Origin of the sequence: Acidaminobacter hydrogenoformans DSM 2784, from assembly GCF_900103005.1 — a bacterium.
GTDB lineage: Bacteria > Bacillota > Clostridia > Peptostreptococcales > Acidaminobacteraceae > Acidaminobacter > Acidaminobacter hydrogenoformans.
Window position 1 is genome coordinate 139,315 of sequence record NZ_FMWL01000005.1, and the last position, 24,254, is coordinate 163,568.

The following is a 24,254-nucleotide window of genomic DNA, read 5'->3' on the forward strand; positions in this document are numbered from 1 at the left end:
AAAGAATCCCATTAAGACAGAAAGAAAAAGAGGGGCTTGCGATGCGCAAATATGTGCTGAAAAGACTTTTAATTTCAGTAGGACTCTTATTTTTTGTGTCCCTGATCATTTACATCTTGATGAGAAGCCTGCCAACCTCTTATGTTGAAGCCCAGGCCCGGACGCTTTCCATGAGGCCGGGCGCCAAAAGCTATACGGACTGGCTGCTTCAGCTTCAGCAGGCATACGGGCTTGACGTTGGCATTGTTCCGGGCTTTTTCAGGTGGCTGTCCAACGCCGCGTCCGGAAATTTTGGAGATTCCTGGGCATTTAATGTGCCGGTGACACAAAAGTTTACCGAGGTCATCTGGGACTCCTTTATCCTGGCGTCCATAGCACTGTTCCTTCAAGTCATGATTTCCATTCCCCTTGGGATTCACGCCGCCAGGAAGCAATATAGCAGGTCAGACTACGCCATTACGGTGTTCGCGCTTCTTGGCATCTCACTGCCGACCTTTTTCTTTGCCACGGTGCTTAAGCTGATCTTTTCGGTCTGGCTGGGGTGGTTCGACCTTTATGGTAAGGTAGGCAGAGACTATATGCAGCTGGACGCTTTTGGAAAATTCATGGATGTGTCCAGTCACTTCGTGCTGCCCATTATGACCCTGACCATTATAGGTGTCGGCAGTCTCATGAGGTATACCCGGACGAATATGCTCGAGGTGCTCAACGCGGATTTCATCCGAACAGCAAGAGCCAAGGGCCTTTCGGAAAGACGTGTCATCAATTATCATGCCTTCAGAAATACCCTGATCCCTATTGTGACCATCCTGGGCGGCTCGCTGCCCGGACTGTTTGCCGGCGCGCTGATCACCGAGACGCTGTTCCAGATCCCGGGCATTGGCTACACGGGCTATCAGGCTATGGTCAGCGGCGACATCCCCTTCACCATGTTTTACATGGTGTTTTTGGCAGTCCTGACCTTGCTGGGCACGTTGATCGCGGATATTCTGTACGCGGTAGTCGACCCAAGGGTCAGAATCAGATGACGGAGGTGACACAGGGATATGACACAACGTGAAGAAAGCATCCGGGGTAAAGTCAAACTCTCGCATACCAATACGGAGGGGGAACCCGACCTCAGTCACCTGAGCCGTTCCAATGCGCTGTCAGATGAGCAGAGACTCAAGGTCCTGTCGCCGGGCATGCTGGTCATCAAGCGATTTTTGAGAAACCGACTTGCGATTATTGGGCTCATCATCATAGCCTTTATGTTTGTGTTTTCGTTCATTGGCGGGCTGGTGTCCCCTTATGACGAAGCCCAGGTCTTTAAATATGTAGGTACAATGTCGAAGGAATATGCCAGTGTGACCTTTAACGACGAGTACAGATTTTTGGCAGCCGACGGTCGTGACTACAACAACCTCGCCCATTCCAAATTCATCCTGGCGCGCAACACTGGCAAAACGACGTTTACGGCTGGCGATACACAGTATCATATCGTGGAGGAAGGGGATGCCTTCTACAGGATTGTGTCCTCGGAGCCCATTGCCAATATGACGAGCTTCAGAGGGATCGTCGCCATCAATCCGGTGGCGGGGGAGACGCTTTCAGAAGCGGCAAAAACAGCGGCGACTGAGGCGGTTGGCAGCGGCGCGAACCAGTTCACTGCAGAAGGTGTCCTTTACACCATCACTCAGAACGGGCGTGAGTATGTCCTCGGAAGGTCCGGGGATGCCGCTATTGAATCGAAGAATATTCTGGAACCGGCGGTGGCGGGGACGACCATCGGCTATGCCTTTGCTTATGAGGCGGAAAAAGCAGTCAGGGCTGAGGGCGTCAGCAGCTTTGTTGTAAACGGGCAAAGCTATGAAATTGAAGAGGAGGACAATTTGTCTGTGATTTACGCAGTGGCAGGGGCTGGCAAGGTGCCTTATGCAATCCTGTCGAGGATGGCCATTCAGCCTGTTTCCCAGGCTGTCTTCCTGAGTCTTGAGTTCAAGAAAACGCTGATTGAAAGTGTCGCGGCGGGTGCGGATGGTTTTGTCCATGGGGAAGCGGATGGTGCAGCGGTAGATTACAGCCTATCCAGGCTGAACAACGTCTATACGGTTAAGTCGGACACGCTGACGCATTTGATTTCCATTCACGAGCAGCCGTCAAAGACCCACTGGCTGGGAACGGACAAGCATGGCATGGATGTGCTGACGCGGCTCATGTACGGCGGCCGCATTTCACTGACCATAGGGTTTATTGTCGTGCTGCTGGAGTCTGTGCTGGGGGTCATTATGGGTGGCCTGGCAGGCTATTTTGGTAAATGGGTGGACATGCTGATCATGCGGATTGTGGATGTGTTCAACTGCATTCCTTTTTTGCCGCTGCTGATCATTTTGGGCTCTATCATGGATACGCTGGAGATTGACCCGCAGCTGCGGATTTATTACCTGATGTTTATTTTGGGGATTATGAGCTGGCCGGGGATCGCGCGGATGGTCAGGGGGCAGATTCTCTCCCTTCGAGAGCAGGAGTTCATGATTGCGGCGGAGGCGACGGGGCTTTCGGTGTCCCGGCGCATTTTCAAGCATCTCGTGCCCAACGTCATTCCGCAGCTGATCGTCTTTGCGACCATGGGCCTGGGCAGTGTCATCCTGTATGAGTCGACCCTGAGCTTTTTAGGCCTTGGGGTCAAGTTTCCGCTGGCTTCCTGGGGCAATATCATCAGTGGGGTCACCACGGCCTACGAAATGACGAATTTCTGGTTTGTCTGGATTCCGGCGGGCATGCTGATCCTGCTCACGGTCCTGGGCTTCAACTTTGTGGGGGACGGCCTCAGGGACGCTTTTGACCCTAAGATGAAACGGTAGGTGCGCTATGGAGGATAAGAAGGGCATACTGGGTAAGCTATTTGGCAAAAGGAACGGACGCGGTGCGGTTAAGAGCGTCAACTATATGAGCGCCAAAGAGATCCGCCGCATCTCCCATGAGAACCGCAGGATTACAGATGAACTCGAACGGCTGAGAAACCGGGAAAACGTGCCGGAATCTGAATATACGACCACCATGAAGGATCCGGAAAATATTTTAGAAATTGAGGATCTGAACACCTATTTCTTTACGGATATAGGCACGGCCAAAGCCGTGGACGGCGTGACCTTTAACGTGCCCAGGGGTAAGACCGTAGGCGTGGTGGGGGAGTCGGGCTGCGGCAAGTCTGTGACGGCGCTGTCCATCATGCAGCTGGTGCAGCGGCCTCAGGGGCAAATTGTCAAAGGGGAGCTCCGCTTCAACGCCGGGGCTGTGACCCTTGATTTAGCGAAGACGCCAACGGAAAAGATGCAGAAGATCCGGGGCAATGAGATTTCAATGATCTTCCAAGAGCCCATGACGAGCCTCAATCCCGTGTTCAAGGTGGGGATGCAGATTGATGAGGTGATCGAGCTCCACAACGAGGACATGGATAAGGCTGCGGTGAAAGCCAGGACCCTTGAAATGATTCAGACGGTGGGCATTGCCAATGCAGAGGGCGTCTACGACATGTTCCCCCACGAGCTGTCTGGCGGCATGCGCCAGCGTGCCATGATTGCCATGGCCCTGGCCTGTACGCCAAAGCTCATCATAGCGGACGAACCGACCACGGCGCTGGATGTGACCATTCAGGCCCAAATTATGGATCTTTTGAGGCAGCTGAAAGAACAGATTAACAGCAGCATCATGCTGATCACCCACGATTTGGGTGTCATTGCGGAGATGGCGGATTATGTGGTGGTCATGTACGCCGGCCGCATTGTGGAGCAGGGCACGGCGGCGGAGGTGTTTCACCATCCGGCCCATCCGTATACCATTGGCCTGATGGCCAGCCGGCCAAGCAGAGTGCGAGGGACGAAGGCGCTTTACAGTATCCCGGGCGCTGTGCCGAATCCCATTGACATGCCCAATTACTGTTATTTCAGGGACCGCTGCAGCATGGCTTTTGGGGCCTGCGACGGTCCGTACCCGCCTGCGGTTTCCATTACTGGGACCCACAGCGTGGCTTGTTACCGAAGTCTGACGGCAGAGGAGGGGGAAAATGACGGATAAATTTGCTTTGGAAGCGCCGCTGGTGGAAGTTAAGAATCTGAAGAAGTATTTTCCCATCTCCGGGGGGATGTTCGCAAAGGTGAAGGGCTATGTCAAGGCGGTGGATGACGTGAGCTTTTCGATCAAGCGTGGGACGACCATGGGGCTGGTGGGGGAGTCGGGGTGCGGTAAGACGACCATCGGCAAAACCATTTTGAGACTCAATGATATTACGGGCGGCACGGTGACTTTCGATGGGATTGACATTCACGGCCTGGACCGGAAGGCGCTGCGGGCGCTAAGGCCGCGGATCCAGATCATTTTTCAGGACCCGTATTCGAGCTTGTCACCGCGGATGCCCGTGGGGGAGATTATTGGCGAGGCGGTGCGGGAGAAGCGGTTGGTGGGGCCGGAGGCCTTCGATGATTACATCACGGGTATCATGAAGGACTGCGGGCTGCAGGTGTACCACAAGGACCGGTATCCCCACGAGTTTTCCGGGGGGCAGCGGCAGCGGATCTGCATTGCCAGGGCGCTGGCGCTGAATCCGGAGTTTATCGTGTGTGACGAGCCGGTGTCGGCGCTGGACGTGTCGATTCAGGCGCAGATCATCAATCTCTTGAAGGCGCTGCAGGAGAAGTACGGGTTGACGTATTTGTTTATTTCTCATGACCTGTCGGTGGTGGAGCACATTTCGGATACGGTGGGGGTCATGTACCTGGGGAATCTGGTGGAATACGCGGATAAAGAGACGATTTTTGACAACCCGCTGCATCCGTATACCATGGCGCTGTTCAGCGCGATTCCGGTGCCGGATCCGGATGTGAAGACCAAGCGGATTATCCTGGAGGGCAGCATTCCGTCGCCGGCTGATCCGCCGGCGGGGTGCAAGTTCCATACCCGCTGCAGTCACTGCATGGACGTCTGCAGGGTAGAGGCACCGGTCATGCGGATGGTGGCGTCCGGGCATCAGGTGGCGTGTCATCTGTATACGGAGGGGAGGCGTGTCGAATGAGATGGTGGGAGGATATGGAGGTTATTGGGTCCCGGTCTGACGCGGGTCCTGGGCCGGATCTCAGCCGCCGTGAAGCTGCGGAGCTGACCCGTTCAGCCGTCGCGGCGGGGCTGGTGGTGGCGCTGGTGTATATTGCGTGCTTTTTTGTCTTTTTTCTGTTCGCGACACTGATCTGGTTTAATTGATTTTTGGTGGGGGACAGGGACATGTGGTGCGGGACTGGGCCGCGTGGTGCGGGACAGGGACAGACCAAAGAATAAAGCATTTGGAAGCTTCTGGAGGTGTGGTTTTATGGAAAACCGTGAATTTGATTATGAAGTGGTGGAGGAAATCACGACGCGATGGTCCCCCAGAGCCTTTGATCCGGAGCGAGAGGTTCCGCAGGAGGATTTAATGGCTATGCTGGAGGCAGCGCGCTATGCGCCGTCTTGTTTCAATGAGCAGCCTTGGCGGTTTATCCTTGGACGCCGGGGGGATGAAACTTATGATAAGATTAAAGAAGCCTTGAAGGATACAAACCGCGAGTGGGCGTCCAGCGCGTCTGTTCTGATGATGATTTTGTCTCGACAAAAGTTCGAGAAAAACCAAAAGGACAATCGATGGCATCTGTTTGACGCGGGGACAGCCTGGGGGTATTTCAGCCTGGAAGCGGAGCGCAGGGGGCTCATCACCCATGCCATGGGCGGCTTTAGTGTGGACAAGGTCCGGGAAGCTTTTGAGGTCCCGGAGGATGTGAGTATTATTGCCGCAGTGGCGGTGGGGTACTATGGCGACAAGGCATCGCTTAGTCCGGAAAATTTGAAAAAAGAAAAGCCATCCCCAAGGGATGACATTGACGAGATTGTAGTTGAAGGTTTGAGCGAATAGAAGATGTGAGGTGGAGGGCTTGACGCTTTTTAGAGTGGCGGACTCTGCCCGGCTCATGGGCGGGTTGAGTATCGGTAAGGGTGCCTACATAGCTCAGGGTACAGTGCTGAGATCAGAAGGAACGTCGGGTTCCATCAGTCTTGGGAATCAAAGCATGGTACTGGAGAATTCCGTTGTGATTGGCACGCCTTCATACCTCGTGGACATTGGCAGCAAGACCGTCTTTGGGCATAAATGTATCGTGGTTGGTGCCCAGATTGGCGATTTGTGTGAAGTCGGCAATGGAACGATTTTTTTGCCGGGATCCCAGGTTGGAGACTATTGTATCTTTGGCGAGGGGACAGTGATTGCGCCGGGAAAAGTCGTTCCCAGCGGTTCTGTGGTCGTAGGACGTCCGGGGCGTGTCATCAGGAAGCTGACGGATGAGGACCGGGCTATGATTTCGAGGATGCGGGGGCATGATGTGACGCTATCGCCATTTGAGCCCCAGCAGCTTCATGTTGAACCAAAGTCTGCTCCTGGGAAGGGTGAGGATATGGGAAAGCTTTATCCATTTGGAAGTAAGACGCCAACTGTGGACGAGACGGCGTGTGTCTATGATACAGCTGAAATCACAGGGGATGTGGTTGTGGGCGCGGGCTCGAAAATCGCCTCCGGCGTGAGGATTATTGGGAATACCCATGGGCCGGTGAGGATTGGGAATAACGTCCAAATTCTTGAGAATACAGTGCTGCATTTACTGCCGGACAATGCGCTGATTATTGAGGATAATGTTACCATAGGCCCCGGTTGTATTGTTCATGGCTGCACCATTGGTGCCGGCAGTGTGGTAGAGGCCGGAGCAATAGTTTGTGACTACAGCGTACTGGGCAGGAATACCCTGGTGAAGTGCGGCAGCCTGGTTAAACAGCGCAGCGTAGTTGAAGAGCATCAGATTGTGGAAGGCTTTCCGGCGAAGGTTGTGGGCAACAGTTCTGACGCGCTTGAGCGTCCGGACTGGGCGATTTGGGATTGAGTTTTAAGGATTGAAGCTGGAAGGTTTTAGCTTCGGTTTTGAAGGGGAGAAAAAGTTTATGAAAATTTTTGGCCAAGCCGCTTTGAAGATTGAGCCTTGCCCTTTATGCGGGAAATCAGGACGACCGGTGGGTGGAATAACCGTCAGGCATTTGCTGCTTGAAGCCTACAGAGAAGAAGCGACTTCAGAGGCTTATTTTATGTGTATGAATGAGGACTGTGATGTCGTCTATTACGAGACTGATGGTGCGACAAGCTTCACAAAGCAGGAGATTGAAGTGCCCATATGGTTCAAAAGAGATGCGAATCCAAGGTATGCCTGCTACTGCAGTCATGTGACGGTTGAGGACGTCATGGATGCGGTCATTCACCAAGGCGCTCGGACGGTGTCTGAGGTCAATCGTTTGACGGGTGCCATGAAAAATGCCAACTGCAAGCTGAATAATCCGCTGGGGGTCTGCTGTCATGGCGTTATTCAGGACGTGATTGATCAAGGCTTTGCGAGGCTGAAAACGGGTGCGGAGTGAGGGCGCCTTCATCTCCTCAAAATTCTCCGCTGAAAAGCCACCAAAATTTGAACATAAAAAGCGCCACTTCTCAAGAAGGGCGCTTTCGTACTTTAAAAAGGATTAAATTTTTCTGATCATTAAACAACTATTCGTCCACGCCAATCATGACATTAGAGGCTTTGACAATGGCGAAGGCGTCTTTGCCAACCTCAAGTCCCAACTCTTTAACGGATTCAATGGTGATGATGGAGGTAATGCGCTCGCCGCCTGGGAGCTCAATAGTCACTTTTGAGTTGACAGCGCCTTCTTTGAGATCGACGACTTTTCCTTTAAGCTGATTTCTTGCACTGATTCTCATGAAGCTTCTCTCCTTTTCCAAATGCAAAACTATACTTTGATAAGTTTACGCTGAATTAATTGCTGCAGCAGTATGCCTGCTACGAAACCTATACCCATATGAGAGAGTCCTATAACAGCGGTAGCCATAATTATGACATAATCCTCCCGAGTACGGCTGCTGACCCAAGTGCCAACAGCGAGTTCGAGACCGGCGAAAAATAGCAGCACGCCAACCGTTGCCTTTGGCAATGCTTCGAGCAGCAGTATGAGCGAGCTGCTGAAAAACAGAGATAAGGTGATGAGAATAGACCCGAGGATGATGAGTGCGCCGCCTGTTTTGGCACCAAATCTCGTATGGCCGGCAAGTCCGCCGACGCCATGACAAACAGGAACACCACCCAAAATGGGCGACAGCAGGTTGATGATACCATGTGAGAGTGCAATTTTCCGTTCGGAGACCTCTTTGGCTGGGAACATACGATTATTTTCGGCAGTCAGCGCTACAATGGCGTTTCCTAAAGTCAAAGGCATTTGTGGAAGTGCGAGGATGAGCGCGCCGGTGAGGATATCATCCCAGGTTAAGGCTGGGAGGGCGAATGAAGGTGTTTTAAAGTGTGGCAATAAATTGACTGGGTTTGCTAAAGCGGGTTGCTGCCAAACTGCCAGGAAAATGCCAATCAGAAGTACTATGAAAATCGAAGGAAATTTTTCAAACCTATTGAGGATTAAAATGACGGCGATACTTAAAAGTCCCAGAGGAAGATCCGTTTTGATCATTCGGATAGACTCGAGCATGAATGCCAGCCCAAGACCGAGCATGATGCCCTGAAGGACTGGTTTGGTGACCAGCCTGCTGATCCATTTCATTGAACCACTAAGTCCCAGGATGAGCCACATCAGGCCAGTGGCGACGCCCGCGCCCCATATCACGGCGGGTGAAATGGCCCCGCCGCTTGCAATAGCGGCACCACCAATGGCTTTCATAGGCTGGATAGGCATAGGGGTCTTGTAGAAGAGACCTGAGCCAATCATTAGAATGCCAAAGGAAAACAGCAGGCCAACGGGGTCAATTCCAACTATGGCGACATATCCAATGACATACGGGATAAGAATACCAAGGTCTCCAAAAGCACCGGCCCATTCGTTCAGTGTAAATTTATTTGACTGAGTACTCATATCATCACCTGCCCAAATGGACGTCTTCAATCAGAATTTGATTGTCAGTACTTAACGAATTATCTACCCAGAGTATTGCTGTTTAATCCGTCTTTTGGTCGGGGACTGGGCCGAACCACACAATCGAGGAATTAAGCGATAGTCGAGCAGCCGCAGGTAGCGCTGCCATCAGCCTCGTTTCCATAGCAGAATGCGCTTGACTTGTTCGGGAGACGAACGGTGACCATCGGCAAAAGCATAGTAGATTATAGTTTCGTTGAACCACATCAACGGGATGCCTCAAAAATTTAAGGCAAGCCAGTATTCATTGACGAAAACTGGCTTGCCTTATTTATGTGTGCCATTCGCGGGAATTAGACCTTTTGGTCAAAAAACGCAGTCATGTGCTTAATGTCGTCCCAATATTTTGTGGAACGCTCTGGTCGGGGACTGGGCCGGAATAACATTCCGGTCAGTCCCTGTCCCCAACCAAACACCTTACTCTTTCCCCGTCCAGCAATACGTACAGAGGTTTTCCTCTCCAATGCCAATCGCGTCCACCATGTCGTGGATGTTCTGGTATTTGAGGGTGGACAGGTTGAGGTGCTTTCTGATGCCATCGAGCATCTGGGCATATTTCTCAGACTTCGGATCGCAGTATTCCGAAAGCGACTCCGGAATCTTGCCCTCAATGTCAATGATGACCTGCCGCGCCACCAGGTCCATTTCCGAGCGTGACGACGAAAAGTTCAGGAATTTGCACCCAAACACCAGCGGCGGACATGCGGACCGGATGTGAACCTCCTTGGCTTTCGAGCCATACAGCAGCTCCACCGTTTCCCGCAGCTGCGTCCCGCGAACAATAGAGTCGTCGCACAGGAGCAGCCGCCGTCCCTCGACCAGTTCAGGAATAGGCATCAGCTTCATCCGTGCCACTAAATTTCTGACCTCTTGATTCTGAGGCATAAAGCTCCTGGACCAGGTTGGCGTGTACTTGATAAACGGACGCCCGAATGGAATCTTGGACTCGTTGGAATACCCAATGGCATGACCGACCCCGGAATCCGGGACCCCAGCGACCACATCAATTTCCTCAGTGTCCTGCTTGGCCATGGACGCACCGTTTCTGTAGCGCATGAGCTCGACGCTCTCTCCCTCGTAAGTCGAGGACGGATAGCCGTAGTAGACCCAAAGGAAGGAACAGATTTTTTTCTCTTTTCTGGCCGGCGCCAGCTGCTTGTAGCCCTCCGCGTTCACCAGGACAATTTCCCCAGGCCCAAGCTCATACTCGAAGCTATAGCCCAAGTTGGCGAAGACACAGGATTCGAAAGTCACACAATGTGTATCTTCTTTTTTGCCGATGATCAGCGGCGTGCGCCCGTATTTATCCCGGGAAGCGTAGAGTCCATGAGAGGTGAGGAGCAGGATCGTACAAGAGCCCTGGATCAGCTCCTGAGCTTTGAGCAGTCCCGCCACAAAAGACGTCTCCGTATCAATCACCGCAGAAACCAGCTCCGTTGGGTTCACGACGCCACGGCTGGTTTCCATGAAGTGCACCATGCGGTTTTCGAAAGCCGTCTCAATAATTTCGTCCACGTTGTTGATCTTGCCCACTGTTGTGATGGAGTACTGACCTAAGTGGGAACGGACCGTCAGAGGCTGCGCCTCAGCGTCGCTGATACAGCCTATGCCCATATGACCCTTGAAGTTCTCAAGCTCGCTCTCAAATTTCGCTCTGAACTGCGTCGTAGTAATATTGTGAATTGCCCGATGGATGGTATTGCCCTCAAGAATCGCCATGCCGCCTTTGCTGGTTCCAAGGTGTGAATGATAGTCCGTACCAAAATAAACGTCGAATACACAGTCTTTCTTTGAAGCAACGCCAAACAAACCGCCCATAGATTCATGCCTCCAGAATTTTTTTATCCACATTAGCCGTCAAATGATAAAAGTTCGTGAAAAAGTGCATAAAATTCATTTACACCATTATTATAATACAGTATACACAGAAATACAGCTAAAATAACGAATTTTTAATAAGAACAATAGAAAAATGTACATATTTTGAGTTTTGCACCATAGGATGAAGGTGATTGCGGGTTTAAACAGTGAAAGTGTAGGTTGCGGGGACCGTCGGCAGAAGTTTTGGCTATGGGAGGAAGGTACAGGCAGGGGAGGAGCGCAGATCGTTCGTGTTGGGAAATGAAGGGACTGATTCAATTCTGATGGGTGTTTTTGAGATATTAGCAGTAAGGGCGCGCTTCATGAACAGTATCGCTTAAATTGGGTCAATCATGCCTATTCTCGAGCAAGGCGCATTGAGCGCCGGAAGTGTGGGGTCTATTTTGCCCGGACGCATTGTAAAAATAAGCGTCGTGCAGGTCCCCGCTGATTTGTGGAGGTCCAGAGCGCTGGCACAGTCAGGATCAAGCTTCAGTCTGCCGCCTGCTGTCGCTGCTAAATCATGGCCTTCTGCCAGGATCCCTCTTGAGCCCACCGGCCAGATTTCAAGGACCTCCGGTTCGTTTAGAAGCTGTCTGAGCGTTGTGAAGTCCGCGATTTGACTTTGGTCATCTGCGAGCTCCTGACCGACTTTGGGAAATCCGGCAGCGTAGACAGGGCAGCCAATTTTGGATTTTCTGGATTCAAAAATTTCTTTACGAAGGCGCCCCACGGCAGTCATCCCTAAACCGGTTTGCTGCGTGGGGATATTTTTTTCTGTGCTGATGGTTAGGGGGAGATCAGGGTATCCCGCTTCTGCGCGTGCCTCCCGAATACCCTCCAGCAGTGCTTCGCCAGTGGGGTCGGGTTCGCTGCAGATCGCAGCAGTGAGCGCTATTGGGACAGCGCCCGCAGACAGAATTTCCATCAAGACAACCCTGGCGGTAAGCCGCGCTACGGTTTGAGCAGGCGCATGAACGGTATCCAAGGGCTTTGATCCTATGCCACCGCAGGAGTCGCAGGCGATCGCCAAAAATTGATCCCCATCCAACGGGATGAGATCCAGATCTCTGTATTTACTGTTCACTGTGCATCACACTTGTCACTTTTATGACGGCCCTTGATTTTTCCAAAGCGAGATGGACCATATAGGCCAGCAGGATATTGATCAGGCTGCCAATACTCAGTGGCAGAACCATGGCTGCAAAAAATGCAGCGCCAAAACCAGGCAGCAGCATGAGCACTGCAGGGGCGCCTATACCGTTAAGCAGTATGGCAATAATCACCGCTAAGACGCGGTTGACATTTTTAAAAAGAAAACCGTAAATCGAGACAATGACCGCCATCTGAACGCCAATCAAAAGATGGATAGGGAGTGTCAACGGGAAGCCTGCGCTGGCGGCCGTCATCAGGTGTCCCAGCAGACCAGTGATGGCACCGGGGACTGGACCCAGCAGAGAAGCGGCCAGAAAAGCCGGCAGGGCATCCAGGGCTACAGTACCGGTAGGGCTGGGGAGCTTGATCATGGTACCCACAAAGCATAGAGCAATAAACATGGAGAGAATTACAGTTCTTTTCAATTTTGTTTGCACTTGAGTTTGTACTTGTGTTTGCATTGGCGACACCTCTTTAAAATTTTTGCAGAGCTTCAGAGGAATATGGGATCCAAAAAATAAAAAGTCCGCGGCTAATAACCGCGGACTTTTCCATCATCCAATCCCAAGCATTCTTTGAGGACACAAAGAACGCACAGCTTTCAGGCAGGTCTCCTGGCTCAGGGTCATTGCGCTGCCTCGACCTTCCCAGCTGCTTTAAAGCAGAGGTGGCATTCTGAGGACGCTCTCCATTTACAGTGACGGGATCGCTCAGGACTTTCACCTGATTCCCTATTCTCCCAATCTTGGGCACCTGAAACTGTTATTAAGTTGCTCTGTCGTTCTGACTTAAATTAAGTGTAGCGATAACTGGATGCAGCGTCAAGACACAATACTTATTACAATTTCGTTATTTTTTTTCGTACATCAACACATTTTTGTATTATAGATTGCTTGAAAAACAGCATTTGCAGTGGATAAGGGATGAATTGACACGGTCGATGGACAAAAAAAGTCCCGCTGGACAAAAAGCGAAACATCCGTATAATAAGAAGTGTAGAAGCGATTAAACAATCAATGGCATAGTGGCTGCAGAAGGAGAATGACTATGATTAAAATTGGGATTAATGGGTTTGGACGAATTGGGAGACTAGTGCTTCGCGCGTCTGTGACAAATAAGAATGTTCAGGTAGTAGGGATCAATGACCCATTCGTGGATGCGGAGTATATGGCTTACATGCTCAAATATGATTCCGTGCATGGAAGATTTGACGGAGAAGTTTCTTCAGAAGAAGGCAAGCTGATTGTCAACGGAAAAGAAATTGAAATCTTCGCGGAAAAAGAACCTAAAAACATTCCTTGGAAAGCTTGCGGCGCAGAATACATTGTTGAGGCAACGGGGGCTTTCACGACGCAGGAGGCCGCCAGCGGCCACTTGGAAGCGGGCGCAAGAAAAGTCGTCATCAGCGCCCCATCCAAAGATGCCCCAATGTTTGTCATGGGGGTCAACACGGATCTGTACACGAGAGACATGGACATTGTCTCCAACGCGTCTTGCACCACAAACTGCCTGGCGCCGCTTGCAAAAGTGATCCATGAGCACTTTGGCATTGTGGAAGGCTTGATGACAACGGTTCACGCCACGACTGCCACACAGAAGACTGTGGACGGTCCGTCCAAAAAAGATTGGAGAGGCGGCAGAGCAGCAGCTTCAAATATTATCCCGTCGTCAACAGGTGCTGCAAAAGCTGTTGGAGAGGTTATTCCGGAGCTGAGGGGCAAACTGACAGGCATGTCTTTCAGAGTTCCAACTGTTAATGTCTCTGTAGTAGACTTGACTTGCCGTTTGGATAAGCCGGCGACTTATGAGGAAATCAAACAAGTGGTCAAAAATGCTTCTGAAAACGAATTGAAGGGGATCCTCGGTTATACGGAAGATGCAGTGGTCTCCACAGATTTCCTCGGAGAGTCAAGAGTTTCTGTCTTTGATGCCAATGCAGGCATCAGCCTCAATGAAAATTTTGTTAAGCTTGTGTCCTGGTATGACAATGAGTGGGGTTATTCAAACAAAGTGGTGGACTTGATCTGCCACATGAACGCGGTTGATCATGCACTGGTTGAAGTCTCCAAGGACAGTGTCACGGTCATAGAGACTTTAACGGCAAACACCAGTTCAAGAGCTTCTTAAGGAATTAAAATATTGGCCGTTAATAAATAAAAGGAAGGCGATCCCGTGGGGTTAAACCATTGGGGTGCCTTCCTTTTTAGTGGGTCCTTATAACTGGCCCCCAAAATTGACTTCAATTTGTTTTTTTATTTTTCTTTTCAGGTTGGGTTAAGGATGTTATTCTAAAATGTAGAGAAATGACAATTTGAAAGGGGCAAAAACAGAGTGAAGAACAATTTTAGAGTTATTATTACCGTAGTCGTGATTATCGCGCTGCTTGCCGGCAGTGTTTATATCGGAGTAGGCGCGTTCAGGACGACTGGCAGTGGCGATACTGTGGCAACAGTGGGTTCTGAAAAGATTACAAAGGATGATCTTTACGATTACATGGTTAAACAGAGCGGGCAGCAAGCCCTTGACGCGTTGATTTCTGAAAAGATCATTGAGCTCGAAGCGGAGAAAAACAACGTTAAAGTTGAAGCTTCGGAGATTGATGAAGAGATCGCGACTTACGAAGAAATGTATGGGGGCAAAGAGTCCCTCGAAGCGGCCCTCGCTTCCAGCGGGTTTGATATGGATTATCTCAGAGGCAACATTGAAACCAACCTCATGATCAAGAAGATTCTCGAGCCAACTATCGAGATTACAGAAACTGAGATTTCGGATTACTTTACCCAAAACAAAGCATCCTTTGACCAGCAGGAGCAGGTCAGCGCGCGTCACATTCTCGTTGAGACAGTTGAAACCGCAAATGAGATTTTAGGTAAATTGAACGCTGGTGAAGAATTTGAGGCGCTTGCCAGCGCGTACTCTATTGATACCTCCAACAAGGATATTGGCGGCAGCCTCGGCTTCTTTGGCAGAGGCCAAATGGTACCAGCCTTTGAAGAAGCTGCGTTCACGGCAGAGGTAGGAAAAGTCGTTGGTCCTGTTGAAACGGATTATGGCTATCACCTCCTCATTGTGGATGAGAAAGTAGAAGCCGTTGAAGCAACTTTGGAAGAGAAAAAGGAAGAGGTTCGTGACACATTGCTGGATCAGAAGATCCAGTCTCAAGTGACGACATGGCTTGATGAGAAATATCAGGAATACAATATCAATATCAGCATGTAGGCTCATAAAAAAACTTGGTAAAGTGCAGAAAACGGCCCCCTTTTGGAGGGCCGTTTTTATATGCGATGATGCAGCTTGTATATACAATTTCTATTGAGAGCCGCTATCCATTGAAATCCTCAATGAGTCACATAGTCTAACCTGTTGTAAAATAAGGTGACAAATTATTTGGAGGGATTACAATGCACCAGCAACATAATCAGGAACAAACAATGCAGACGAATCGGCTTGCAGGTGTGGCGGATGACCATCGGCATAACCAGGCTCTTGAGTCGTCACTGGTTTCTGCCGTGCGCGCCAAAGCAGAGGGCTACTTTCAGCGGGGTGAATTTTTTTGCTCTGAAGCCGTCCTGCATACGATCAATGAGCTGCTGGGGTGGCCCTTCCCAGCTGAGATTACAAAGCTGGCGTCTTCTTTTCCAATAGGCATTGGAAAATCAGGTTGCCTGTGCGGCGCTGTGAGCGGCGGGGCAATGGCGCTGGGCATGGTCTACGGGCGAAACCACGGCGAAGCCATGAACGATAAGATGTTCCCGGTGGCAGCGGGGCTCCATGACCACGTCAAAGCGGTGTACAAAAGCACCTGCTGCAGAGTCCTCGTCAAAGGCTATGATTTTGGGAGCCCTGAGCGAAAAGCCCACTGCGTCAGAATCACCGGCGAGGTCGCGGCCTGGGTGGCGGCGCGGCTGGCGGAAGACCCGGAAGTAGCCGCGCGGCTTTCACTGGAAGGCATCGCCCCGGAAAGCCTTTTGGATGCGGCGGCGTCCGCTTCTGAAAATCCGGCTTAGGAGGAGGGTCATATGCCACTCATAAAAAAAATACCACTGCCGATGGCCGGCCTTTCCCTCGCCCTCGCCGCCACCGGCAACCTCCTCGTCTCTTACGGTCAGGGCTATCGCTGGGGCTTCGGGGTATTGTCATGGACGCTTTTATTAGCGCTGATCTTGAAGGTCGTGCTTGACCCGACGTCCGTCAGGCAGGGCTTTTCGAACCCTTTGATCGCCAGCGTCATGCCCACGTTTTCAATGAGCCTGCTTCTTTTATCCGGGTATGTGGCGGGGGTTTCGCCAGCTGTTGGCGAAGGGCTTTGGTTTTTAGGGGGGCTTCTCCATGTGACCCTCATAGTCCTATTCACCCGGCATCATTTGATGGGGCGAAAAACTGAAGCGTATCTGCCAAGCTACTTCGTCGTCTATGTTGGCATTGTCGTTGCCAGTGTTACGGCCCCCGTTTTTGATCAATGGGCTTTGGGCCAGGCGGCGTTTTGGTTTGGGCTCGTTTCCTTCTTTGCGCTGCTGCCCCATGTCCTCAACCGGGTTTTCGTGCTGAGAGACCTGCCGGAGCCTGCTCAGCCCGCCATTATGATCTTGGCGGCGCCAGCGAGTCTGCTTCTTACGGGCTACCTTAAAAGCTTCCCAGAGCCATCGCTGATTACGGCGGGATTATTGGCCTTGATTTCAGGGATCATGCTGCTGCTGGCGTTGTCCTTCCTTCCAAGGCTGCTCAGGCTCAAGTATTACCCAAGCTACGCTGCCTTCACCTTTCCGCTGGTGATTTCGGCGGTGGGGGTTAAAAGCTTGAACGGCGTTTTGACAACCATGGGCTTTGGCGCAGGTTATCTTGTTCCAGTGGTCAAGCTCCTTGAGGCCGGTGCGGTGAGTATAGTGCTTTATGTGCTTTTAAGATTTATTCAGTCTCTCTCGATCCGTGAGGCAAGTGCCCGGGTTAGTCCCCAGTAGATCCTCTGAAGGATAGTGACAGAGTAAATGAATAGGAGGATGTCGAAAAAGGGAGAAAACCTCGCAAGACGGGGCTCCCTCTTTTGGTGAAGTGACTATCGGCAGAGTTTTTGAGGCTTTTAAGGGCCAGAGATTTTTGCCGATGGTCATTTTTATCTCCATACCTTTGAGCGCCCTTCGTGGGTGTTTTTTTATTTTTTGACAGCTGGAGTCTCCGCTTTAAGGCTGCTTTCAGGTTGAAGGTCTAAGATGAACTCATAAGGAAGACAACTGTAAAGGTAAATTCAAGTATGAGGTGATCCAAATGTCAAAGCCACAAACCATTTTCAAGCGCTACGAAAAGAAATACCTGCTCAGCCGCGGCCAGTATGACGCGCTTCGCCCGCTGCTTCAGGAGAAGATGACTCAGGACGCGTACGGGGAGCACACGATCTGCAACCTGTATTTTGATACACCGGAGTATGACCTGATCCGCACATCCATAGAAAAGCCGGTGTACAAGGAGAAGCTGCGGCTCAGGAGCTATGGTGTTCCGGCTGCCAACGATCAGGTGTTCCTTGAGCTTAAGAAAAAATACAAAGGGATTGTCTACAAGCGCCGGGTGGACCTTTCTTTACAAGAGGCTGCCGATTATCTCCGTTACGGCAAACGACCCCTCTCCGACAGCCATGTGTTTAATGAAATCGATTGGTTCCAGTCTATGTACCATGCGACGCCAAAGGTGTTTATTGCATACGAGCGCAGTGCCTGGCACGGCAACGAGGACGCCAATCTGAGAGTCACCTTTGACCAGGGGATCCGCTTCCGGGAAACGGCGCTGGACCTGGCTTCAGGTGATTGGGGACAGGCACTGCTTGAGGACGACAGGGTTCTCATGGAAATCAAGATTCCCGGAGCAATGCCGCTGTGGATGAGCCGGATGCTCTCTGAGCTCAAGATCTATCCGGCATCTTTTTCAAAATACGGGGTGTGCTATAAGGCCTATCTCCTTGGGGAGAGGCTGGCGGGGCGCGCTGAAGTGGCGAAGCCTGCAGCGTTTCGACAGGATTATCACTATGCGAAGCAAGGAGGCGGTTTAAGTGCTTAACAGTTTGTTCGCTTCAGCTTCAACGGCCGCGGGCGCCAGTGGGTTAACCATGGGGAGCCTGGTCCTTGCGACTTTGGCGTCACTGCTTTTAGGCTTTGGCGTCGCGGGTGTGTATATGTTCAGGAATACTTACAGTAAGAGCTTTGCCGTCAGTCTGGTCTTATTGCCAGCCATGATCCAGATTGTCATCATGATGGTCAACGGCAATGTGGGGGCTGGGGTCGCGGTGATGGGGGCGTTCAGCCTGGTTCGGTTCAGGTCTGTACCGGGCAGCGCCAGGGAGATCAGCAATATATTCCTTGCCATGGCGATTGGACTGACGACAGGTATGGGGTATGTTTGGGTGGCTTTGGTGTTTCTGGTGATCATCGGCAGTGCCTCTGTGCTTTTGACGGTTTTCGGGTTCGGGGAGCAGCCGCTGGAGCAGCGGGAAAAGGAGCTTAAGATCACAATTCCAGAAAATCTCGACTACACCGGCGTTTTCGATGACCTGTTTGAGAAATATACCAAAAAGGCGGTGCTGATACAGGTGAAGACCACTAACATGGGGAGCCTGTACGAGCTCAAATATCATATTTATATGCGAGAGGCCGGCGCGGAGAAGGCGTTCATGGATGAGCTGCGGTGCCGCAACGGGAACCTGTCGATTTCATATGGGCGGGTGTCGTCGCAGAATACGGAGCTTTAAGTGCTTATAATACCTGGAAGAGAGAAGGAGAGTCTGGTATGGAACCTATAAATAAAGGACATTATTCGGGGAAAAAACTTAAGAAAAAGGCTGCGGCGCTGATGATGGCGGCTGTGCTGACTGTGGGGCTGCTGGCGGGCTGCGGGCAGACACAGGTGGAGACGGTGACGGGTGCCGCTGTGGAGGGCGCGGTGGTCACGCCTGCTGCAGAGGTCCTGGCGGAGTCGAATGGCGCGGCGGCGGTGGCGGCGGCTCAAAGCTTTGAGTTTGATGCATCAGACTTTGAGACCACCTGGGATGAGGCAGGGGCGGTAAAGGTCGCTTTTAATGACGGAAGCATCAGTATTTCGGGCCAAGATCAAGTCCAAGGCCAGGTTCAGGGGGCGACTGCTGAGGGCAGCGTGCTTCGCATTACAAAGGCGGGGACTTATGTGCTCTCTGGAAGCCTTGAGAATGGACGGGTGATTGTTGCTGTGGGCAGTGACGAGGACGTGCGTCTGATTCTGAATGGGGTCAATATTTCCAGTGTGGATGCGCCTGCAATTGAGATTGAGGCGGCGGACAGAACGACCATCACGCTGGTGGAAGGGACGACGAATATACTGACAATGGCGGCTTCAGAGGCTGCGTCAGCGGCGATCCCGGCAGAGGATGAGAATGTCGATGCCAACGAAGCGGATGGCGTAGTCTACAGCAAGGGCGACCTGACCCTGAATGGCAATGGCGTTTTGATGGTCAATGGCACAATCAAGCATGGGATTGTCAGCAAGGATGACCTCAGGATTACCGGCGGAGGCTATGTGGTCAAGGCTGCTGGGGACGCGATCAGGGGCAAGGATCTGATTGCGGTTGCCGGTGGAAATTTTGAGATTGAAGCGGGCAGTGACGCTTTCCTTTCCAATAATGATGAGGCTGAAGACCGGGGTTATATTCTGGTTGAAGATGGCACCTTCAAATTCAAGGCGGCTGCTGATGGTTTCCAGGCAACGAGCGCCCTCGTCATTGAAGACGGTGACTTTGACCTCGAAACGGGCGGCGGCAGCGTCAACGGCGTGCAAGCGGCGTCGAATGCAGGCGCCATGGGTAAAGGTCAGTGGCCGGGGGACGGAACGAGACCGGCGCGAGGTCTGCCGCCGGAAGCTGCTGTGACGGAAGGGGGACCATCGGCAAACAGCTCTGCGTCCGTGGCGGCAGATGAGGTCTCGGGTGGGGACTGGGCCGCACCAAACTCTGACAGCGCCAAGGCTTTAAAGTCAGATGGGGCAGTCGTTATCAGCGGGGGTACCTTTGCGGTGGACAGCGCGGATGACAGCATTCACTCGAACGGGAGCATCCTGATCCAGGGTGGGGTCTTCGACCTCGCGTCTGGGGATGATGGTATTCACGCGGACACCGTCATTGTGATCCAGGGCGGTGAAGTGCGTATTACGAAGAGCTATGAGGGCGTGGAAAGCGCGTCCATTGAGATTCTGGGTGGTGAACTTGAGATTGTGTCCAGCGACGACGGCATCAATACCTCCGGCGGCGCGGATGGCTCGTCTGTTGGCGGGCGGCCGGGGCAAAACGCCTTTGATGCCAGTGATGGCAGCGGGTTTTTTATGGCAGGTGGCGTCGTTGTCGTCTATGCGGATGGCGATGGTGTCGATCTCAACGGCAGCGGCGAAATGACTGGGGGCACGCTTTTGGTACATGGTCCGACCAGCAGCGGGAACGGCGCGCTGGATTATAATGGTGACTTTGTTCAGATGGGCGGCCTTTTAATTGCCGCGGGCAGCTCCGGGATGGTTCAGGGGCCAGTGGCGAGCTCGTCCACATTGTCCGCGCAAGTCTTCCTGACGAGTCAGGCCGCCGGCACACTGGTGCAGGTTGTTGGGGAGGATGGCGCGGAGGTTGTGGCCTTTCGTCCGGCGAAGGCGTTTTCATCCATAGTGGTGGCATCACCTGAATTTGAGTCTGGTATGACCTATAAAGTCTATGTAGGTGGTAATAGCGCCGGTGAAGAAGTTGGCGGCTTGGTTTCAGGCAGTGCTCAGAGTGGAGGGAGTGCTCAGAGTGCCAATGGTATTGCTGCCGGTGGGACTGAAGTGATGAGCTTTGAGCTTGACGGTACGGTGACTCAAGTGGTACAGGAAGGCGCCAGTGCCGGCGGTATGGGCGGCATGGGCGGTGGAAAACGGGTGGGAAATTGATGGGTTTTCGGTGCGGCCCAGTCCCCAACCACGTGTCCCTGTCCCCTACCACGCGTCCCTGTCCCCAACCGAAGAATCCTTTTCTTTAAATCAAAAAGCGCCCCTTGTTCGGGCGCTTTTCCTTTTACGCTTTTATCTTTTCGCTACTCCACCTTAAACGAAACATCCCCCTTGGGGATGACCTGGCAGGCGAGTCTCACCCCATCCTCCAGCTCTTTTTTCTTGAGTTTCTTTTCTTCATCTTTGGTAGGTTTATTGACGTCCCCAGATAGGATAATGACCGTGCATTTGCCGCACTTGCCCTTGCCGCCGCAGGAATCTGGAAGATCCAGGCCCATTTTCCTGGAGAGGGATAAAAGGTCTTTCTCTTTATCATCTTTATACTTGAGGACACAGCTGAGCTTTGCCATGTGTGATCGCTCCCTTCGGTTCATGTGAACATAAATTGTCATTTCTTGAGTGCCTGGTGCATATTTACCCGTTTCGGTACACTCTTAAACGACACTGCGTTGACAGCGTTCATAGTCTGTGCTATGGTCAGATGAGTAAATTTCGAGGTGAGTCAAGTGAGAAGTAGAAGTGTATCCCGTAAAATCGTAGTAACAGGCATTGTCGCAGCCCTCTACGCGGCGCTGACGCTGGGGCTTGCGCCCATTAGCTATGGTGCCATTCAGTTCAGAATATCAGAAGTTATGACACTGCTTGCGTTCATTAACCCAATGTATATTGGGGGGCTGACTCTGGGATGTTTTCTGGCGAATCTGGCCAGCCCGTTAGGGATTGTGGACGTGATCTTTGGAACTACGGCCACGTTCCTCAGCGTCTTCATGATGTCAAAGACAAGGAATTTGTTTGCGGCGTCCCTTTGGCCGGTTCTGTTTAATGGCGTGATTATAGGCATAGAGCTCTGGGCGGTGTTTAAGCTTCCGCTGGTGCTTACCATGCTTCAGGTGGCCTTTGGGGAATTTGTTGTCGTCTCAATTTTGGGCGTGATCGTGTTCCGCTTTGGCATTCTCTACAACACGCGGCTGATGGACCTTCTCAATCAGCGGTAAGCTATTGACGGGGCAATTTTGTGATGTTATAGTTTAATTGAATTGAATACAAACATCTTCAGGGCAGGGTGCAAGTCCCTACCGGCGGTATAGCCCGCGAGCCGAAAGGTTGATCCAGTTGAATTCTGGAGCCGACAGTTAAAGTCTGGATGAAAGAAGAGTTTACTTACGTTTTTTACCCCTGGAGTTTTATGCTGCCGGGGGTTTTTTATTTGAAAGCCGTCCTATGTCATGATCCCACCATCCCGCCATCCAACCAACCCACCAATCCATCAGGAGGTCTCCACCATGAATCTCAGAAAATCCATTACCATTGCCCTTATGGGCGTCTTGTCCTTCATTATTATGTTCCTCGAAGTCCCGCTCCCAATCTTCCCGGAATTCTTGAAGATCGATTTGTCTGATATTCCGGGCATCATTGTGGGCTTTGCCTTTGGGCCGCTTTCAGGGGTCGCTGTTGAACTCGTCAAAAACATCCTGCACCTGATGAGAACGTCCACCGGCGGCGTAGGCGAACTGGCCAACTTTATTGTAGGCTCGGCGTTTATTATTCCGGCGGCGCTGGTTTATAGAAAGCGACAATCGGCGCCAACCATGGTTCTTGGTTTCGTCCTTGGCACCATCAGCATGGCAGCAGTGGGGGCCGTAGCAAACTACTATATATTGATCCCGTTCTACCAGAACTTCATGCCGCTTGAGGCCATCATAGGCATGGCGGCGGCGGTAAATGCCCTCGTTGTTGACCTGAAGAGCTACATCCTCTATGTTGTCATTCCGTTCAATGTGATCAAGGGCGTGGCGATCAGCATCCTCACGGCGCTGGTTTATAAGCGGGTCTCTTCCGTGGTGCTCAAAAACATCTCAAGTCAAAAATGGGCCGCCAGGTAAACCGCGGATGAAGACCACTTATGATTGGATCATAATAGGCGCAGGGGCAGCGGGACTTTTCGCTGCTGCCCGAATGGCTGAAAGCACTCAAGTCACCATTGCTGGCACCGAAGTCCCAACCCAGAACAGTCCTTCCGTCCTGGTCCTTGAACGTGGCACTCGTGCTGGCAGAAAGATCCTGATCTCCGGGGGTGGCCAGTGTAATTTTACCCATGCCGAGAGCGCGGCAGATATGGTCAAGCACTACGGCGACAAGAAAAATTTCGTCAGGCATGCGATCTCCAGGTTGGATGCGGACACCCTGATGCGCTATTTCGAAGACTTGGGTCTGTCTTCCACCACCAGGCCGGACGGCAAAGTCTTCCCAGCGTCATTTGTCGCTGAGGACCTAATTGAGGTCCTGCTCAAAAGAGCGAGACAAGGCGGCGTTCAGTTCGAATTCAACCGGTACGTTGAAAAGCTTGTGCCTGCGGTCTCAGGAGGCTATGAAGTTGTCAGCGGCGAACACACTTACCAGGCCCATAACGTGCTGCTGGCCTGTGGGGGCAGCTCTTATCCCATGACGGGCTCTGATGGTGCGGGACTGTCCCTGGCTGCGGAACTGGGCCTCGAAACCCTTCCGGCCCGCCCGGCCCTCACGCCAATCTACCATCAGGACCGAATGCTTCACGGCCTCGCCGGCGTGGTGCTGCAAGGGGCCAGCTTCAAATACCGGGATTCTGAAGGTGCCCGTCAGCTGAAGGGCGACCTGCTCTTCACCCATACCGGCCTCAGCGGCCCAGGCATTCTCGATGCCTCCCGGTGGATGAAAGCCGGCGGCATTTTGGAGCTCAACTTCTCAAACCTTGACCCGGCGGCCTTCGAAGCTGCGCTGCTTGAAGCGGCGGCGGCCCATGGCACACGGCAGCTGAGTACGGTCATTCGGGGACTGGTACAGACCAGATCCATTTCGGACATGATCGAAAGTCAGCTTGGTGAAGCAGCCTGCAAAACCAATATGGCATCTTTATCTAAAGCACACCGCCAGCAAGTGGTAAAGCTGGCCACAGCGTATGAGGTTGGAATCTCAAGTCTGGGTGCTCTCAGAAGTGCCATGGCGACGGCCGGGGGCGTGTCAACCCGCGAGGTCGTGGGGCGCACTATGATGGCCAAGAGACTGCCAGGTCTCTATTTTGCCGGTGAGCTCATGGATGTGGACGGGGATACCGGGGGCTACAACCTCCACTGGGCGTTTGCTTCGGCGGCCCTGGCGGTGGCTTCCGGGAAAGCGGACGTTGTAAAATAACAACAAGTGAGAGCGCTGCAGCGTTTCCTTTCAAACGGAAGGGGGTGTTGCAGCGCTTTGTTGTTTCAAGGTGT

General features: G+C 52.1%; 24 protein-coding genes and 2 riboswitches. Of the genes, 18 read left to right on the forward strand and 6 right to left on the reverse strand.

Annotated features, from left to right (window positions below):
* The first annotated feature begins 41 nt into the window (after nt 1–41).
* From BLP63_RS06940 to BLP63_RS06975, 8 genes are all read left to right on the forward strand, one after another.
* Nucleotides 42–1,028, forward strand: a complete 987-nt coding sequence (locus tag BLP63_RS06940) for an ABC transporter permease (protein WP_092590183.1) — start codon at nt 42–44, stop codon at nt 1,026–1,028.
* Between the two features lie 18 nt (nt 1,029–1,046).
* Nucleotides 1,047–2,843, forward strand: coding sequence for an ABC transporter permease (locus tag BLP63_RS06945; RefSeq protein WP_092590184.1), 1,797 nt, complete (start codon nt 1,047–1,049; stop codon nt 2,841–2,843).
* A 7-nt stretch (nt 2,844–2,850) separates the two neighbouring features.
* Nucleotides 2,851–4,056, forward strand: coding sequence for an ABC transporter ATP-binding protein (locus BLP63_RS06950; protein WP_092590185.1), 1,206 nt, complete (start codon nt 2,851–2,853; stop codon nt 4,054–4,056).
* On the forward strand, nt 4,046–5,050 hold the full coding sequence (locus BLP63_RS06955; protein WP_092590186.1) for an ABC transporter ATP-binding protein: 1,005 nt from the start codon (nt 4,046–4,048) through the stop codon (nt 5,048–5,050). The genes BLP63_RS06950 and BLP63_RS06955 overlap by 11 nt, the downstream gene beginning before the upstream one ends.
* A complete protein-coding gene (locus tag BLP63_RS06960) occupies nt 5,047–5,235 on the forward strand; it encodes a hypothetical protein (protein WP_092590187.1) in 189 nt (62 codons plus the stop codon). Before BLP63_RS06955 ends, BLP63_RS06960 begins: the two co-directional genes overlap by 4 nt.
* 106 nt (nt 5,236–5,341) lie before the next feature.
* Nucleotides 5,342–5,917 (forward strand): nitroreductase family protein, encoded by a 576-nt coding sequence (locus BLP63_RS06965; RefSeq protein WP_092590188.1) that lies wholly within the window; start codon nt 5,342–5,344, stop codon nt 5,915–5,917.
* Nucleotides 5,918–5,936: 19 nt separating this feature from the next.
* The gene (locus BLP63_RS06970; protein WP_092590189.1) at nt 5,937–6,932 is read left to right on the forward strand and encodes a carbonic anhydrase/acetyltransferase; all 996 of its coding nucleotides are present in this window, start codon (nt 5,937–5,939) and stop codon (nt 6,930–6,932) included.
* 58 nt (nt 6,933–6,990) lie between these two features.
* A complete protein-coding gene (locus BLP63_RS06975) occupies nt 6,991–7,458 on the forward strand; it encodes a Csac_0668 family 2Fe-2S cluster-binding (seleno)protein (protein WP_092590289.1) in 468 nt (155 codons plus the stop codon).
* A gap of 127 nt (nt 7,459–7,585) precedes the next feature.
* Here BLP63_RS06975 and BLP63_RS06980 read toward each other — a convergent pair whose 3' ends face one another.
* The 5 genes from BLP63_RS06980 to BLP63_RS07000 form a co-directional block, all read right to left on the reverse strand.
* Nucleotides 7,586–7,798 carry a TOBE domain-containing protein gene (locus BLP63_RS06980; RefSeq protein WP_092590190.1) on the reverse strand — a complete coding sequence of 71 codons (213 nt, stop codon included), beginning with the start codon at nt 7,796–7,798 and terminating at the stop codon, nt 7,586–7,588.
* 29 nt (nt 7,799–7,827) lie between these two features.
* A complete protein-coding gene (locus BLP63_RS06985) occupies nt 7,828–8,955 on the reverse strand; it encodes a putative sulfate/molybdate transporter (protein WP_092590191.1) in 1,128 nt (375 codons plus the stop codon).
* A gap of 477 nt (nt 8,956–9,432) precedes the next feature.
* Nucleotides 9,433–10,833, reverse strand: coding sequence for an amidophosphoribosyltransferase (locus BLP63_RS06990; protein WP_092590192.1), 1,401 nt, complete (start codon nt 10,831–10,833; stop codon nt 9,433–9,435).
* A gap of 379 nt (nt 10,834–11,212) precedes the next feature.
* On the reverse strand, nt 11,213–11,962 hold the full coding sequence (locus BLP63_RS06995) for an AIR synthase related protein (protein ID WP_092590193.1): 750 nt from the start codon (nt 11,960–11,962) through the stop codon (nt 11,213–11,215).
* A complete protein-coding gene (locus tag BLP63_RS07000) occupies nt 11,952–12,455 on the reverse strand; it encodes an ECF transporter S component (protein WP_207646428.1) in 504 nt (167 codons plus the stop codon). The genes BLP63_RS06995 and BLP63_RS07000 overlap by 11 nt, the downstream gene beginning before the upstream one ends.
* Nucleotides 12,456–12,617: 162 nt before the next feature.
* A riboswitch (cobalamin riboswitch) is annotated at nt 12,618–12,801 on the reverse strand.
* A 276-nt stretch (nt 12,802–13,077) separates the two neighbouring features.
* Here BLP63_RS07000 and gap point away from each other — a divergent pair.
* From gap to BLP63_RS07035, 7 genes are all read left to right on the forward strand, one after another.
* Complete coding sequence (gene gap / locus BLP63_RS07005) at nt 13,078–14,157, forward strand: type I glyceraldehyde-3-phosphate dehydrogenase (RefSeq protein WP_207646429.1); 1,080 nt, start codon at nt 13,078–13,080, stop codon at nt 14,155–14,157.
* 204 nt (nt 14,158–14,361) lie between these two features.
* On the forward strand, nt 14,362–15,249 hold the full coding sequence (locus tag BLP63_RS07010; RefSeq protein ID WP_092590196.1) for a foldase protein PrsA: 888 nt from the start codon (nt 14,362–14,364) through the stop codon (nt 15,247–15,249).
* 182 nt (nt 15,250–15,431) lie between these two features.
* Complete coding sequence (locus tag BLP63_RS07015) at nt 15,432–16,037, forward strand: C-GCAxxG-C-C family protein (protein ID WP_330387108.1); 606 nt, start codon at nt 15,432–15,434, stop codon at nt 16,035–16,037.
* A gap of 12 nt (nt 16,038–16,049) precedes the next feature.
* Nucleotides 16,050–16,988 carry a TDT family transporter gene (locus BLP63_RS07020; RefSeq protein ID WP_092590197.1) on the forward strand — a complete coding sequence of 313 codons (939 nt, stop codon included), beginning with the start codon at nt 16,050–16,052 and terminating at the stop codon, nt 16,986–16,988.
* 304 nt (nt 16,989–17,292) lie between these two features.
* Entirely contained in the window at nt 17,293–18,075 is a 783-nt protein-coding gene (locus tag BLP63_RS07025) for a polyphosphate polymerase domain-containing protein (RefSeq protein ID WP_092590198.1), read from the forward strand.
* Nucleotides 18,068–18,763 (forward strand): DUF4956 domain-containing protein, encoded by a 696-nt coding sequence (locus tag BLP63_RS07030; RefSeq protein ID WP_330387110.1) that lies wholly within the window; start codon nt 18,068–18,070, stop codon nt 18,761–18,763. The genes BLP63_RS07025 and BLP63_RS07030 overlap by 8 nt, the downstream gene beginning before the upstream one ends.
* 38 nt (nt 18,764–18,801) lie before the next feature.
* Nucleotides 18,802–20,952 carry a carbohydrate-binding domain-containing protein gene (locus tag BLP63_RS07035; RefSeq protein WP_092590199.1) on the forward strand — a complete coding sequence of 717 codons (2,151 nt, stop codon included), beginning with the start codon at nt 18,802–18,804 and terminating at the stop codon, nt 20,950–20,952.
* Between the two features lie 143 nt (nt 20,953–21,095).
* Here the strand turns inward: BLP63_RS07035 and BLP63_RS07040 are convergent, their stop codons facing one another.
* Nucleotides 21,096–21,362 carry a 2Fe-2S iron-sulfur cluster-binding protein gene (locus tag BLP63_RS07040; RefSeq protein WP_170829338.1) on the reverse strand — a complete coding sequence of 89 codons (267 nt, stop codon included), beginning with the start codon at nt 21,360–21,362 and terminating at the stop codon, nt 21,096–21,098.
* A 156-nt stretch (nt 21,363–21,518) separates the two neighbouring features.
* Between BLP63_RS07040 and BLP63_RS07045 the strand changes: the two genes are divergently transcribed.
* The 3 genes from BLP63_RS07045 to BLP63_RS07055 all read left to right on the forward strand — a co-directional run bounded on the left by BLP63_RS07045 (nt 21,519) and on the right by BLP63_RS07055 (nt 24,180).
* Nucleotides 21,519–22,007 (forward strand): QueT transporter family protein, encoded by a 489-nt coding sequence (locus tag BLP63_RS07045; RefSeq protein ID WP_092590201.1) that lies wholly within the window; start codon nt 21,519–21,521, stop codon nt 22,005–22,007.
* Nucleotides 22,008–22,057: 50 nt separating this feature from the next.
* Nucleotides 22,058–22,172: riboswitch (FMN riboswitch) on the forward strand.
* Between the two features lie 123 nt (nt 22,173–22,295).
* Nucleotides 22,296–22,895, forward strand: coding sequence for an ECF transporter S component (locus tag BLP63_RS07050; RefSeq protein ID WP_092590202.1), 600 nt, complete (start codon nt 22,296–22,298; stop codon nt 22,893–22,895).
* A 7-nt stretch (nt 22,896–22,902) separates the two neighbouring features.
* Complete coding sequence (locus BLP63_RS07055; RefSeq protein WP_092590203.1) at nt 22,903–24,180, forward strand: BaiN/RdsA family NAD(P)/FAD-dependent oxidoreductase; 1,278 nt, start codon at nt 22,903–22,905, stop codon at nt 24,178–24,180.
* The last annotated feature ends 74 nt before the right edge of the window (nt 24,181–24,254 follow it).